The organism is Wolbachia endosymbiont (group A) of Urophora cardui (genome assembly GCF_964028435.1).
Lineage (GTDB): Bacteria > Pseudomonadota > Alphaproteobacteria > Rickettsiales > Anaplasmataceae > Wolbachia.
Map to the genome: position 1 here is coordinate 1,713,543 of NZ_OZ034774.1, position 15,290 is coordinate 1,728,832.

Here is a 15,290-nt window from a genome sequence, read left to right on the forward strand (position 1 = left end):
ACAGGGTTTATCATTTGAATTTAGCTTCAGTAAGATATGTCAGACCTTGCAAAAAGAATGTCCCTAATAAAACCATCACCTACGATTGCTGTAACTGATAAGGCAAATAAGTTGAAAAATAAAGGAAAAAAGATCTGTGTTTTAGCTGCAGGAGAACCGGATTTTGATACTCCAGATCATATAAAAAAAGCAGCTATTCAAGCAATAAGTGAAGGTAAAACTAAGTATACTGCTGTTGATGGAACGCGTGAGCTGAAAGAAGCAATAATTAATAAGTTAAGAAGGGATAATAACCTCGAGTACACGTTTAACCAAATCTGTGTTGGTACTGGCGCTAAGCAGGTGTTATTCAATTTGTTTATGGCAACAATTAACTCTGGAGATGAAGTTATTATTCCAGCTCCTTATTGGGTTTCATATGTTGATATGGTAAATCTTTTTGGGGGCTTACCAGTTGTAGTGGAATGCAAACAAAATTTTAAACTGACAGCGGAATTATTGAAAAGCAGGATAACTAAAAAAACTAAATGGTTAATTCTTAACTCACCGAACAATCCTGCAGGAGTTGTGTACACATATGATGAATTGAAAGACATAGCACAAATATTGCTTGAATATCCACATGTGAATGTCGTTACAGATGATATTTATGAGCATATAATATACGACGAAAAGTTTTTTACTATCACTCAGGTTGAGCCAAAGCTTTACAACAGAGTTTTTGTAGTCAATGGAGTGTCAAAAGCCTATGCAATGACAGGCTGGAGAATAGGGTATATTGCAGGTAGAAGTGATGTAGTAAAAGCTATCTCTACGCTGCAGTCTCAGAGCACTTCTAACCCAAATTCGATAGCACAAGCAGCAGCAGCAGCAGCATTAAACGGTGACCATAGTTTTTTGAAAGAAAGAACAAGGATTTTTAAGAGTCGTAGAGATTTTATGGTGAAAAAGCTAAATTCTGCTCCGGGATTATCAGCATCCATTCCGCAAGGCGCATTTTATTTATTTGTCTCGTGTGAAGGATTGCTCAGTAAGAGTACAAAAAGTGGTAAAGTAATAAATAATGATCTTGATTTCACTGAATACCTGCTAGAGGATCATTTAGTTGCTGTGGTTCCAGGAATTGCGTTTGGTCTAGAAAATTTTATCAGAATTTCTTATGCAACCTCTCAGGAACAATTAGAAATTGGATGTGATAGTATTACTAAAGCGTGCCAGGAGTTAAAATGAAATAGACTATCCATAAATTACCCATTTCACCGCGTCAAAAATATTCACTAAGGGAGTATTAAATAAACTGTGTCAAACCGCATTTTTAGTTCAACTCAATTTTCAATCTGCCAGGAAAGAAAACATCAAGTTGAGAGATAGTTAATGCCCAATCATGTACAGGCATCGTCCACTTTTCCTCTGCCTTCTTTATAGCACAATATACCTGCTTATACAAGGCATTTATGCTGGTAAATGAGCCTTTGGTCTTAGTGAATTTCCTAATTTGCCTATGTAGCCCCTCTATGGGATTGGTGGTGTAGATTATCCTCCTAACTGGACCAGAATACTTAAAATAACCAGACAAGTTTTCCCAATTATTCTGCCAAGATTTTATAACCATAGGGTACTTTGTGTCCCATTTTTCATCTAATTCCAACAGATAATTCTCGGCAATTTCCTTGCTTGAAGCTTGATATACCTTCTTTAAATCGCTCAAAAAACTCTTCGCATCTTTACTGGCCACATACTTCAGTGAGTTGCGTATCTGATGCACTATACACATCTGCACTTCCGCATTAGGAAAGACACTGTTTATAGCTGCAGGAAAGCTTTTCAGCCCATCAACGCAGGCAATAAGGATATCTTCTACTCCTCTTTCTTTGAGGTCATTTAGCACTCCCAACCAGAAGTTAGCTCCTTCACTTTCAGCCAAATAAAAACCTAATACTTCTTTTTTGCCATTTTGATCTATGCCTAATATGTTATACATGCATTTACTTACGCAATGCCCGTCCTCTTTGACTTTAAAAAACCATGAAAACTATCGGATATACAGACTGCAGCGGGCGACTATGCCATTCGTTGATTACTGGTAGCAATTTGTCAGTAATACTTGATATCTCTGCCACCGATATTTTGTGATCATAAATTTCCTCAACATGTGACACTATATCTCTATAGCCCATACCACTGGCAAATGTGCTCAAAATCTTCGTTTCAAGCTCTGGATGTAAGTTTGTTTGCCTTTTTTTGACTATTTGTGGTTCGAAACTTCCTTCCCTATCTCTTGGCGTCAAAAGCTCAAATGACCCTGCGCTTGTACGTAAAGTCTTTGCATTCCTCCCATTTCTTCGATTATTCTCTTCGCTTTCAGCCGACAAGTGGTTTTCTATTTCACCTTCCAGGCTTACCTCCAGCAACTTTTTTATAAACGGTGTTAATGCTCCATCTCTTCCTGTCAACGGTCTTCCTTCTCGTATAGACAACAGGATATTTGTTTCTAATTCTTTATAATCTACCAAACCGGTAGTTCTGTTTACTACTTTCTGACTCATTGTCAAACCTCCATTTTTTTATATCAATTTATTACTTTTTTTTCGGTTTGACACAGTTTATTTAACACTCCCGAGCTTGGACCAGTATTCAATTCATCAGAAGACTCAGCTACTAAATTAGAGGCTTGAGATTCATGTATATCATGATTAATTGACCTACTTTCACTTCTTTCTTTATTAGTTTTCTTTTCTTGATTCTCCTGAAATCGTCTCATTAGCTCTTGTATTAACTCTTTTTGGCCCTCCATTAACTCTTTTTTAAAATCTTCCTTGTCTTGCTTCATTTGATTCATCCCTTCTTGATGTCTTTCCTCTGCTCTTTTCCTTTCTTGCTTCATTTGATTCATCTCTTCTTGATGTCTTGTCTCCGCTTCTTTTTTTGCTTTAGACATCTCTCTTATTAACTCTTTTAAGTTCTCTTGTTCAACTTTAGAATTCTCTCTTTCCTTTTTATACCTTTTTTCATCTTCCTCCGCTTGCTTCATTAAATCTTTTATCCCTTGTTCTAATTCATTAATCAACGCTTGATTCCTTCCCCCTGTTTCCTCCCCTTTTTTAACTGCTTCTTTCAACAGCTTTTGCAACCTTTCTGTTTCCTTTTGCAACTTCTCTCTTTCCTCCGTAGACTTTTCTCTCTCCTCTTTAGATTTGTTAATTGATTCATTAAGTTTGTCTGTTAGATTTTTGTTTTCTTGTTTTATTGCTGCGATTGCAGAATTACACTCCTCTTTAACTTCTGTCAATTGTTTCTCAAAACTTTCTAACATTTGCTTATTCTCAGCTTCTAATTTTGATATCATTTCTTCCTTCTGAGATATGGTATTATTTTGCACAGCTATAGCGTTATCCTTCTCAGCTACAACATCCTCTAGTGTAGCTATAGTATTATCTCTCTCAGCTATAGCTCGATTTCCAGTAGCACTACCAACAATACCACCTAACACCACCAATAGCACTACCAACTGCAGCACCAGCAACTCCAGCAGCAATAACTGCAGTATCCACTCCAAACATATAACCTCCTCTTAAAATAAAAATTATTATGTATAACAAAATTGATTAGTAAGTCAACTACCTTTTTCAAAAAATACTTTCAATAAAAATGTAAGTCAATTAGCACCACAAAAAATCTAATTATTGACTTTTTCTAAAATTGCAAAAAAGTACCTACCTTTGTGAGAACTTATTGGGTAAAAATAGGGTTGTGCAAATAAAGGTGTGAAATTTTTGCAATAAAGCTAGGTACGTTAGTTCGCACCTAAATATCACAAAAATAGGCTAATATAGCTGATTTTACGATATAGTAGAATTATTATATAGAAAAGTTCGCACAGAACAAGCGGTAGACCAACTGATTCCAAGAAAAATTGTTCTCACCGTCCCTGGTTTTGAGCACTGAAAATGGCTATATTATTTAAGCTATTAGTAAAATACGTTGTTAGATTAATACTAATTTTCTTAAGGAGGAATTTAAGGCAAACTCATAATGAAAACAGAATTTGAAGGTAAAGAAAAATCCCGTACCGACCTTCTTAAGAGACTTTTGCCTAAAACTACTTTGGGTTAGAAAATTTTCTACAATAATGATTGACAAGTTTTAAAGATAGAATACTATACTTGACTCCTGCAACAATGTTGCAATAAACTTTGGTCCGCTTTTCCACTGTGTGTGAAAGAGTCTGGCAGCTCTTTTACTCGAAACACGATATGCACGTCTTCATGGTTAATCTCAATTCGCTTAACTAATGTTCTAATGATATCACGTCTAGTTAGCCAATCTGCGTTATCAAGACTTGAGTTAACGCTAGAAGAAAACTCTTCTAAAGTAGTCACCACTAGAGTTAGGTCTTGTTCAAGTCTTTTTTGATCAAATATCTTTTTCTTTTGCTCTCCGATCATTTGTAAGGTTTGTTTCATTGCTTTAATTCTTGGTTTAAACTCTTCTTCATTGATGTATCCTTGAGTATAGCCATCAATAAGCCTTGCAATGCCACAGTTTAATTGATCTTCTTTTTTCTCAAGAAAGTCACTTTTTTGATCTAATGGTGATTTTTTAATCTCTGAAAGTCTACGCTTGTATTCTTCTAATATCCGAGTAGGATTTTTCAATAGGTATTTTACCTCTTCCCATACAGCCACGTCTAATACATCTGTACGAATCATTCTATTATTACACATTTTATTGCCACCAAAGTGACCTCGCTCCGTACCAGTACAACGATAATATGTTCGACGAGCGCTAGAGCAAGTGCTAATACCATGATATCCATAATGACAAAGCTGACATACTGTTAAACCTTGCAACAAGTAATTTGCTCCCATTCGTCTTCTCCTAGCTATTCTTTTATTTTCAGTTAGCTGTTCTTGAACTATATCAAATAAATCTTCGTTTATAATATTAGGTACAGGAATATAAATCCAATTTTCTTTATCAGTACGAAAAGTAGAATAATTGTCTTTCGGTTGCTCACAAGAGCGTTTCTGTGGTCTTACGTGTTTTAATTTTACTCCTAGCTTTTTTTTACCGAATGCTGCTTGTCCTTTATAAGCAGGATTTTGTAATAGACGACAGACTACACTCCTATCCCAATACCTTTTTCCTGTTCGTGTTACGATGGACATAGCTCTTAATCTATGACATACTTCTCCAATGCTTACTCTTCCCCTTCCCACCCAAAAAAACATTTTACGAATGACTTCAGCTTCCTCTTCATTAATTTCAAAAAAGGCTTGTCCTCCTCCTATATGCTTATTTATATAACGATAGCCATAAGGAGCTCCACTCATTACATTTATACTGCCTTTATTGGCTGCGTGAATCTTGCCTCTACGACTTCGTTCCATAATTTTTGCACGTTCATATTCTGCTATCATACCCTGTATTTGTAATAGTAATTGAGATTCTGGATTATCGTCAATTTGACAATTCAAGAAAACTGTTTCTACACCCAATTTCTTAAATTCATCAACTAATAACATTTGATGTACATATTTGCGAGCCAAACGATCAGGAGAATGAATATAAACCTTATTAATATTACCTTCTGCTATTTGATCTCTTAATTTTTCTAAACTAGGACGTATTATATCAGAGCCACTATAACCATTATCAATAAATTTATATTCACTTAGTAATTTATGTCCATCAGCACTAATCTTATTCTCTATAGCAGTAATTTGGCTTGCTATTGTATCTCCTTGCACTTGTTTTCCTGAAGAAACTCTCGCGTACAGACTAACAGTTATCATTGCTCCCCCTTAAATTGATTCTATTGTTACATTCAAAAATTTTCTCCTTTTGGCTCCCATTTACTTGTTTATTTAATGCTAGTTTTTTATATGCATCTAATAAGTACAATTCTGCTAACCGATTAGGTTCATAACTATAGCTAACACGAACAGTCAGTTTCTTTTTTCCCATGAGCTTTCCTTGAAAATATATAAATATGTTCATATATCACTCATCGAAACAGATGGTCAGTTGATCGTTGGTTCTATAAGTGAAAACAACTCCTCGTTCTTTGAGTAGAAGCTGCCGGGAAATTATTTTTTTTAGTTTTATGTTTGTTGCAACATTGTTGCAGGGGTATTAAAATGTAATTGATAATCTAATTAATTAAGGTAGTGGCTATGTTGCGTTCAGATATTCCAAAAGTTTTGTTTTCGTCTATTAAAGAGGATGATCCCCATAGAGCATCTAAGCTTTTTCAAATTGAACGCTGGTGCTATGCAAATTGGCGTCTGCACCAAAAAAGTGGCAAGAAAGGACGTAATTTTCTTGCACAGGTATTGTCTAGCGAGGATTGTTGGAAAAAAGTAGACAATTTACACGGAGTTAAGCTTGATAGGCAAATGGTAGGTAAAAAATTGATTGTGCAAAATTCAAATAGTCCTTTTAGTACTGATAAAAGATATGAGATTGCCTGTCGTTATTGCCTGGAAGAAGATATTATTGCTCTATTTGAAGAGAGAAAAAATAAACTATCAGCTCAAGGTAAGAGCAGTCTGTTGGAGTATGGTCACTTAGTTAAGACTCTAGGAGGCAACCTTTTAATAGTTTTTTGGTCACATTTTGTTAGTGGTTACATCTCTAAACTAAATTTAGATGGCTGTCATCCATATGAGTACGGGCTTAAATGTGCTGTGAGTCTTAAGCAAGAGCAGGCAGTGGAATTCTTCTGGAATAAAATAAAATCATTACCTGAAAGTGAGATGAGCGAACAGAAAAAGGATGAAATCTTGATGAAGACAGCAGTATATGTAGCAGGGAACCGTTGTAATAGTTATCCTGAAATATTCGAGTTTTATTTTAGTCAAATAAGTCCTGATAAATATCCAGAACTTCTAAAAAGAGACTTAGCTGAAAATGGTTATTATGGTAGTCTAAACACGCTACAGGGTGCACTTCGCTTTGATCAATTTCAAGCATTGTTTGACTATTTGAAACCAAGTAATGTTTCAGAAGATAAATATCTTGTCTGGCTACACTATATAAAAACAGAAAACAGCTCATATTATGCTGGTGAAGGTGCAAAGCTTTTCATGCATATGTGGAGAAAGGAGGGATTTGATAGCCATCGTACTTATGTGCTGAAGGAAGAAGTTTGTAATAGATCTTGCTTTCTTGTTACAAGTTTATTAGTACCTTGGGTAAATCAAAATTACATGGAACCGGTATGGGCAATATTAGATAAGGCTAATTCTGATCAAATTAAAGAATTTATGGATTCTAGGCAAGCGGAGTATATACGATCTGTGTTAGAGCAAAGAGATATTGATTCATTAAATAAATTTTTATCATACGGTAAGTCTACAGCTGAAGGGTTTACTAGCTTGACTGAGGTTAAATTAAGCAAAGCATGTGAGCAATTAGGGTTGGGCAATTAAGGTATTATAAGGCAATTCTATAAAACAGGTGATGGTTTCTTGTTACTACTTTAGCTTCTGTCAAAAAGGCGTTGCATTATAATATAAATGTTATATATCCAAGTTAGTATGCAGGTAAAAATAGCTTATATTGTTGATATCTCTGATAATAAATAGTGGATTTGGTATAATGTAATGAAGGGGGCTTTATGTTTAAGACACAATATCTAACAGATCACCTTATATGTTAAAAACAAGTTCATAAATATTACAAAGTGGTAATATTAAGAACATGCAGAGAAGAGGAACCGTAGATCGCCTTGGTCATAAAGGACCGTAATTTAGCAAGGTTCTCTTCCCTGATTATTTACTGAAAAGTTCCGAACAACTGATTGAGCTTTTAGGCTCGTATATAAGGGTGGAAAATGCAGTATTACATGTTATTCTATGGAGGAATTATGAATTTATCAAATATCATTGCTGGCATTGATGTTAGCAAAAATAAACTAGATATCCACATTCATCCACTTGGACATTATAAAGTATTTGAAAATAACGTTCAAGCTATTGATCAAATACTCGACTTTCTGCATTTACATAATGTAATCAAAGTTGGACTTGAAGCAACTGGTGGGTACGAAAAATTATGTGCTTATACTTTACTAAGCCATGGTTTCGAAGTATATGTAATTCAACCTAGATGGGTGAGAGACTATGCAAAAAGCCTTGGTATTGCTACTAAAACTGATAAAATAGACTGCAGCATTATCTCACGTTATATTAATAATACAGATATGCGCGTTACTCCTTTAAAAGTTAGTAATGTTGACTTCTTGAGGCAAAAGCTATCTCGTAGAAATCAACTAGTAGAAATGGCAAAAATACAAAAAACTCAAGCTCATCAAGTAACTGATATATCCATAATCAAACAAATGGAAGAGCTACTTGTCATATTACAGAATCAAATTCAAGTTTTAGAAGATGAGATGATTGAGTTGATTGAACAAAGTCAAGAGCTTAAAAAAAAATACATATCAATAACTAGTATACCAGGTGTAAGTAAAATCACAGCTATTACTATTATTTGTTATCTGCCAGAATTAGGAACTCTTCAAAGAAAGCAAATATCTAGCATTGCCGGAGTTGCACCTTTTAATCGAGACAGTGGTTTTAATAAAGGAAAAAGGTGCATTCAAGGCGGTAGGTCACAAATTAGAACAGTCTTGTATATGTGTATTCTTAGTGCGCGGAAATGGAATTCTTTCATAAAAACTTTTTTTGATAGGTTACATAATCAATATAAAAAACCATATAAAGTTGCTTCCACTGCTGCTATGAGAAAGTTACTTTTACTTGCTAACTCTTTAGTAAGAGATGACAGGGTTTTTACTGAGGAATACAGCCCTAAGTCTGCTTAGATCCAACACTAGCAGATTAGTGTGGATGTGGATAAGTGCGCTTACACAGACTGAAAGCACTTATCCACATCCACACTTTTTAAAAGAATTTAAATCAAATATTACAACTTATTTTTCCAACAGTTGCTGGTGCTCCTGGAACTTGAGTTGGAAGTAGTGCTAAAAAACCGTTTTGTTCTTCAATGGCAATATGGCGAAACCTTACTGATTTACTCGGAAAAAGTTTTAAACTTTCAGTTCGACCAAAACTAATTGGTAAAATATTAATAGCTCCAGTTAATGCTATCATATTGAATGCTGGATTTGAAAGTGGATTTTGCATAATGTTTAGCTCCTATTAAAAATTAATATAAAATTCAGATTCCTTTACGGACAATAATACCCCTCTCTTCAAGTTGTTTTATTGCTGCTGTTTCTTGCTCTTCAGTTATATTTGCTGGCCAGACAATTGCATGATCAGCAAGTAAAGCTACGCGAGTAATGATTACTGCTTTAATATCTGCATCTTTACTATTTACATCGTTTATAATCACACCTATTGCTGTTTGAGTACCATCTGTGCCTAGCGGATTTAGAGCTCTTATAAAGCCCCCATCATCTGTCTTTTTGCTAACCACTGCTTCAAGCTTTAGGTTTTGTCCCTTAGCAACAGTAATTTGGTCACGTGAGTATAGATTTGATGCCTCATATTTTAAGAGGTCACCAAGATTATTTGGTTCAGTTATACAAGACATGTTTTTCTCCTGGAAATTTTGGCTGATAAAGTTATTAATTTTGTTTTTTCCGCTGAATTTGTAGTTGCTATAGTCCGCGGAATAGCTTTAGCTTTGTAGGTTTATATATTTTGTCGTGCCTTGGCTGCCTGCATCAATAAATCCTCCGAAATTACGTAAAATATGTTAAAAGCATCTTTGGCTTTATAGCCCACCAAGTAAAAATTATTTTTCAGTATTTTTCATTTCTCTATTGACTTTTAACACAACTGCTAAAAAAAGAAGGCGTTAATTCAAAGATTACCGAATTATCGGATCAAATACAATATATAGAGCAAGCTAAAGAATTTTATCAACTTAAGCGTTATCGTAGATCTGATGTTGATTCCGAAAGTGGAAGTCAGGTTAAGAGAATCGATGTTCCAGGAGACGGTAGTTGCTTATTTTGGTCTGTTACTATGGCTTACTTAATACCCGTCAGAAACGACGATGCTTTATTTCGACAAAGGTATGAAGTACTATTTGGAAATGATGGAACTGTAACCCAAAATTTAGATCATATTAGAGGTTTGGTTCGGAATTTAGGTGCTGCGAATTATGATGATACATTTGCAAATTTAGTAAGAAACGTATTTCGTAATCGAGTAGTTGATCACATAAGTTCTTATAGAAATGAGTTCAGAGATTTTGTTGAAGGTGATTTTGAGCGTTACTTGGAAAACATGAGGAACCCTGATACTTGGGGAGGTGAACCTGAAATAAGAGCAATGAGTGGAATGCTTAGCGCAACGATTAGTGTTTCTGGTGAGGTTGAAACTCAATATGGTAATGGAAATACTCAAATACAGTTATTTCATGTTGGTGCACCAGGTAAACGAAACCATTATAATTTTGGTCTTGAAAGGAATATTATTGATAATGATAAAGAGCTTGCAAAAGGCTTAAAAAGAGTCATGGGTAAAGTAAGACCACAAGACTTTGAGTTAATACAGTTATTGATAGAGGAAGCAAGTAAAGAAGTTGGTATAAGCCAGCAAGATGAGGATTTTAAATCTTTTGAACCGAGATTTCAGTCATTTGTGGATCAGATTCCATCTTATTTACACTCTGTAGAAAAAGCAGGATTTTTTACACACTTCTTCCTAGGGAGCTTTTCTACTTTGCCAGATATAAAAATTGCAGAAAAGTTAAATATTAAAAAGATTTATTTTAGTTTTGATACTTCAAAAACTTTAAAAGTAGCTATTGTTAAAAATGGTCAAATTGGAAATGCTGAAGATGCTATTAATAATATAGATTTATTTTCCATTTCAGAAGGTAAGCGTGGCCATCAGTTTACTGTTAATGAGTTGGAGAACATATTAAGAAAGAATATAGATAGGAGTAAGATTAGAGATCGGGATGTTGAGAATGAGATCCTAAATATTAAGAATGAAATTCAAGATAGAATAAAATCTAGATTAGTACAGATCTATAAAGGAAAGGGTGATATTTTTGTTAATATGGAAGCTAAAGAGATACTTGATTCTGCTACTAGCAAGGAATTTTATGAAATAGAAAAAGGAATATGGAATAATCCGGAAGGTGATATAGCGAAGCTATCTGATTCTGATGCGCAAACAGTTAGCAGGTCTTTAAAAAAAGTTCTTGAAAAAATTAATAACGTTCATTCTGAGTATGTAGGATCAGTAGTCTATGATAATAGTGCACGTGAAGCAGCACATCATGGATTTATGGTAGGCGTTTTCATGAATTTCCACTATAGGTATAATCTTAGAGTTTACCCAGAGCAATTTGCAGGAAGGGGTTATGCAGATATTATCTTGCTGGCTCGTGGTCCTGATCGTGCATTGGATTCTATTCCCATTATTATTGAATTAAAAGCGGGAGCAGGTTCTAATGCTACTCCAGATAAGGCTTTGCAGCAAGCAGAAAGGTATGCACAAGGTTTCCAACCAAATGTTCAGCGAGTTTTAACTACTGCAGATAACATTTTATATGTTGGTGTCAACCTTGATAATCCGTCTCCTATCTCTGATATTAAAGTATCAAATCGTGGAGAAGAAATAATTCCTCTTTTTCAAGATATGTTAAAATCCTCTGATGATTGGGATACGCAAGAGATTGGTAAAAGAGAATTAAAAGAACAGATAAAAGATAATATGGAACGTATTTATCATACGTTTCCTGGTACATCAGAGAAGGGAGATAATCATTATTTTAGTAGGTTTTTACTAGGGCAATCATTATTATTAAGTGAAGATTCAGGAACAAGTTTAAAAAAGTATATTTTTATCTATGGAGACAATATACCTACTGAAGTGCATCCTAATCTTCGTAGGCTTGGACGTCCGGCAGCTCAAAGAGCCAGAGAAAGACTGTCAGCTAACCTTGATGCAAGCCATGCAGTTGTAACAATGGTGCTCATCCCAGAAAATACAGAGAAGTTGGTTTATGTGATGAATATTGTTGAAGCTAACAGAAAAGATGTTTTGAACGGGCTGAATGAAGTTCTTCCTCTTGATAGATTAAATAGAGAAATAGGGAATAGGGAAATAATCGAATTAAGTCTTAATTTTGATACTAGATACAAGTCAGATTTTAAAAGATATCTTACTATTTGGGCTGAAAAATACAATTCTTTACAAGAGTACAACAACGGAGATAATAGATTTCAAGGTACTTTTAAAGAAGTTACTTATCCTAATGAGTTAAAAGAAACATTTGATAAAGCACTAGATATCCAATCCTTATCAATAAGAGGATATAGTAGATTATTAGAAAAAATTGGAGAAGGAATCTTTCCTTTTAAGAGTCTCGTTAATAAAGAAGCTCATTTCCAGGGAATATTGAATGGAGTGTTTAGTTATTATAGTGACTTAAAATTACAGGAATCACCAGAAACTAGAGCATTAGTTTTAACTGAGTTTCAAACTGGTAGAGGGGAACGTATTGACATGCTAGTTCATGGTATTAAGTTTGTGGCTCAAGGTGGAAATGCTGAGGAGTACACTCCAATAGGGTTAGAACTTAAGGCATCAAGGCAGGGTAAAGGGGCTCAAGCTTTATTGAGGGAAGCAAATGATCAAATAAATGAAGAGTACAAAGAAGGTGTTACCTATAAAACACTTACAGATGGTGATGAGGTAAAATTTATCGGTGTTGTTTTCGATAAAGGATCTAATAATCCGAATAAACTTATTTTAACAAGTAGGACAACCAAGGAAGGATTTATTCCTGTTGAAGTAGTTCATAGTTCAGTTCATATGCTGCCTACTGGTGAAGCAACACAATCTTTGAATAAGTTAAATCTTAATGGCTGTGCAAAGCAAAGCAATAGAAAGAAGAGAAGTATTAAATGTTTATTTTCAAAGGATGATGTGGAAAAGTTTAGTAAAGGAAGGGTAGATAAAAATAATGTAGGTAAGGTTATAATTGATAGTGAAAAGTTCCTAACTTATGTTAAAAGCAGTCAAGATGAAGGGAAAAATGCTCAGCTAATAGAGTTTATTGGAAACAAAAATATTGAGGGTGACTATAAATATTTAGTTGATAAGGTGATTGGAGACCAAGGGTATGAGCGCTATATTCAGAATGAGCGTATCAAGGATTTATATGGTGACGTTTTACAGCAAAACAGTGATTTAACAAAAAACCCGAAATTAAAAAGCAGATTAATGAATGCTGCAGGTGGAATACAATTAATAAGAGGAATTCATGGTGCTATTGTATCTTGCAAGGATGGAACAGCAACGGATTGTGGATTAAATCTAGGTGGAATAGGATGGTCTTTTGCGTCTCAACCAATTGAGAATGTAATGGTTAAAATTGCTCCAAAAGTTGTAACATCAGCTGAAAAAGTTGTAGGAAGGATTATACCGGGTACTTTAGGTAAGCAGACAAAATTTGTTGTTCAAGTTGCAGGAGTAAAATTTGGAAGTAAAATAGCGAAAGGCACGGCAGGAGCTATAGCTGGTATATTTGATATTATTGATATAGGCATATCAGCAAATAACCTTGTAGACTGTAAAAATAGAGAAGATAGTAATAATCCATGTGGAGAAAAGGAGATAAGAGATAATATAGCTTCTATAGCCTTTTCTGGTGTGTCATTTGTTTCTGGTGTTGCTCTTACAGCAGCTAGTCTGCCTGGAGTTGGTATTGGAGTTGGATTTGGACTCATGGTAACTCATGGAGTTTATAGTGGTATTAGCAATATTATAGAGTATGAAAAGAAGTATGATACAACTCATGGTGAGAATTTCGATATCTTTTTGCATACGCTTTTACTTTCATCTATGCCATATGATCTGGAACACCTTGCAGCCAGAAATAATATGGTTAATAGTCAAGCTAAAAGAGCCTGGAAAGCTTTAAGTGATAGCCCTAATGATGTAGTTGCCTATGGAGTTGGTTTTGGGGTGGATAGCGACACGCCATCTCTTCATGCAGGGTATGGAAAGATTCTAATGAATAGAACAGATGCTGATACAACAAACCTTTCACGTGTTATACCTGACCCAATTCAAAATGCTACGATGATTTGCTTACCACAAGTCACTAGCGAAATTTATGAAAAAGGTATTAAAAAATCAGTTCCAACAGCTGTGCATCACTGTGAAAATACAATGGTTATTGCTGATAGAAGAAGAATGCAAAATGGTACAATAATTCTTTATAATTTAGAAAGCATAGATGAAGGTACCATTGTTGGAAGTAATACATTAAATAACTACTTCTTGATTTTTAGAGGAAACACAGGAATAACTGGTGGTAATAATACTGTTAACAAATTTATTCTTGTGAAACCTGGAGGTTTTTCGGGTAAAATTATTGGTGGAAGTAATGCTACTAATATACTTGACCTAAGTCAATCAACAGAATACGACTTTGTACAAGCAAAAATTGACTATCGTTTTAGACCTAACGCTCCCGGTCTTTTAAGGTTAACAACAAATCTTCATCGATTGATCAATGATTATGTTGATAGCAATGTCGATGCTTTCAGGTATAGCTATATTGGAAGGCAAAATAAGACAGATAATGTTTTATGTACATATAATTCTAGGCGCCTTACTAGAAACGATAATCGTGACGTCTTTATAAATAGTGGTGGAGGTTTGAGCAAAAATGAGAAGGATACAGTTGATAATTGTAAAAAAGTAGCTATTGCGCCATACACTAAAGTTACAGGTGCAGAAAATGATTATACCTTTTATATAAAAACCACAGATTACGAGGCTAAAGATTTATATTCAGAAATTGATGTAAAAGGAACGGGAACTGTAATCTTTCCGGAAACTAATCTGCTAGATGATTGTGATGAAATATCTTATTTCTCGACTAATAATACTTTATCTTTAAAAATAGGGCTGGGTCAAGGTAATCAATATACCCTTGATATTAAAAATTATATTAAGCAAGGCAGTAATCAACCTAATTTTATGCTGATAGATAAAAATGGTAGTAATATTATTCCTAAAATTGAGAAACTAGAATCATCCATTACAAAAATTAACTCGTTCGAGTTACATACAGAACATTCTCTTGATAGCTTTGATGCTGCAGAAAATCATTACAAGGAAATACTCATTAATAATAAGGACTATAAAGTCTTTGGTGTTGTTAGAGCAAAACTACAAAGCAATAGCGCATTCCAACATATGGTATTTGGTTCTTCAGGAGAAGATATAATAAATTTTGACCAAAGGAGTATGTTTGCTAGAGGTGGAAATGGAAGTGATATG

The 15,290-nt window shown here is 34.5% G+C and carries 7 protein-coding genes and 3 pseudogenes; 4 read left to right on the forward strand and 6 right to left on the reverse strand.

Annotated features, from left to right (window positions below; genetic code table 11):
• Window positions 1-36: 36 nt before the first annotated feature.
• Window positions 37-1,230 (forward strand): pyridoxal phosphate-dependent aminotransferase, encoded by a 1,194-nt coding sequence (locus ABWU38_RS08325; protein ID WP_264687845.1) that lies wholly within the window; start codon window positions 37-39, stop codon window positions 1,228-1,230.
• An 85-nt stretch (window positions 1,231-1,315) separates the two neighbouring features.
• Here the strand turns inward: ABWU38_RS08325 and ABWU38_RS08330 are convergent.
• The 4 genes and pseudogenes from ABWU38_RS08330 to ABWU38_RS08345 form a co-directional block, all read right to left on the reverse strand.
• Window positions 1,316-2,546 (reverse strand): annotated as a pseudogene (locus tag ABWU38_RS08330) (IS256 family transposase).
• 23 nt (window positions 2,547-2,569) lie between these two features.
• Window positions 2,570-3,493 (reverse strand): hypothetical protein, encoded by a 924-nt coding sequence (locus tag ABWU38_RS08335; RefSeq protein WP_265016761.1) that lies wholly within the window; start codon window positions 3,491-3,493, stop codon window positions 2,570-2,572.
• A gap of 664 nt (window positions 3,494-4,157) precedes the next feature.
• Window positions 4,158-5,795 carry a recombinase family protein gene (locus ABWU38_RS08340; protein ID WP_353272803.1) on the reverse strand — a complete coding sequence of 546 codons (1,638 nt, stop codon included), beginning with the start codon at window positions 5,793-5,795 and terminating at the stop codon, window positions 4,158-4,160.
• The gene (locus ABWU38_RS08345) at window positions 5,782-6,000 is read right to left on the reverse strand and encodes a hypothetical protein (protein ID WP_341819653.1); all 219 of its coding nucleotides are present in this window, start codon (window positions 5,998-6,000) and stop codon (window positions 5,782-5,784) included. The genes ABWU38_RS08340 and ABWU38_RS08345 overlap by 14 nt, the downstream gene beginning before the upstream one ends.
• 176 nt (window positions 6,001-6,176) lie before the next feature.
• Between ABWU38_RS08345 and ABWU38_RS08350 the strand changes: the two genes are divergently transcribed.
• Both ABWU38_RS08350 and ABWU38_RS08355 read left to right on the forward strand, forming a co-directional pair.
• Window positions 6,177-7,433: a hypothetical protein gene (locus ABWU38_RS08350; protein WP_264376371.1), complete on the forward strand. Its 1,257-nt coding sequence runs from the start codon at window positions 6,177-6,179 to the stop codon at window positions 7,431-7,433.
• A 437-nt stretch (window positions 7,434-7,870) separates the two neighbouring features.
• Window positions 7,871-8,830 (forward strand): IS110 family transposase, encoded by a 960-nt coding sequence (locus tag ABWU38_RS08355; protein ID WP_253308968.1) that lies wholly within the window; start codon window positions 7,871-7,873, stop codon window positions 8,828-8,830.
• A 112-nt stretch (window positions 8,831-8,942) separates the two neighbouring features.
• Here ABWU38_RS08355 and ABWU38_RS08360 read toward each other — a convergent pair.
• Both ABWU38_RS08360 and ABWU38_RS08365 read right to left on the reverse strand, forming a co-directional pair.
• Window positions 8,943-9,152 (reverse strand): annotated as a pseudogene (locus ABWU38_RS08360) (major capsid protein); the annotation flags it as partial.
• A gap of 34 nt (window positions 9,153-9,186) precedes the next feature.
• Window positions 9,187-9,564 carry a head decoration protein gene (locus ABWU38_RS08365; RefSeq protein ID WP_353272463.1) on the reverse strand — a complete coding sequence of 126 codons (378 nt, stop codon included), beginning with the start codon at window positions 9,562-9,564 and terminating at the stop codon, window positions 9,187-9,189.
• A 437-nt stretch (window positions 9,565-10,001) separates the two neighbouring features.
• Between ABWU38_RS08365 and ABWU38_RS08370 the strand changes: the two are divergent.
• Window positions 10,002-15,290, forward strand: a pseudogene (locus ABWU38_RS08370) (hypothetical protein); the annotation flags it as partial.

Bases quoted from the DNA above. Each gene is read 5' to 3' on its own strand.
- ABWU38_RS08325 (WP_264687845.1), top strand. From the start codon at position 37: ATGTCAGACCTTGCAAAAAGAATGTCCCTAATAAAACCATCACCTACG.
- ABWU38_RS08340 (WP_353272803.1), bottom strand. From the start codon at position 5,795: ATGATAACTGTTAGTCTGTACGCGAGAGTTTCTTCAGGAAAACAAGTG.
- ABWU38_RS08345 (WP_341819653.1), bottom strand. From the start codon at position 6,000: ATGAACATATTTATATATTTTCAAGGAAAGCTCATGGGAAAAAAGAAA.
- ABWU38_RS08350 (WP_264376371.1), top strand. From the start codon at position 6,177: ATGTTGCGTTCAGATATTCCAAAAGTTTTGTTTTCGTCTATTAAAGAG.
- ABWU38_RS08355 (WP_253308968.1), top strand. From the start codon at position 7,871: ATGAATTTATCAAATATCATTGCTGGCATTGATGTTAGCAAAAATAAA.
- ABWU38_RS08365 (WP_353272463.1), bottom strand. From the start codon at position 9,564: ATGTCTTGTATAACTGAACCAAATAATCTTGGTGACCTCTTAAAATAT.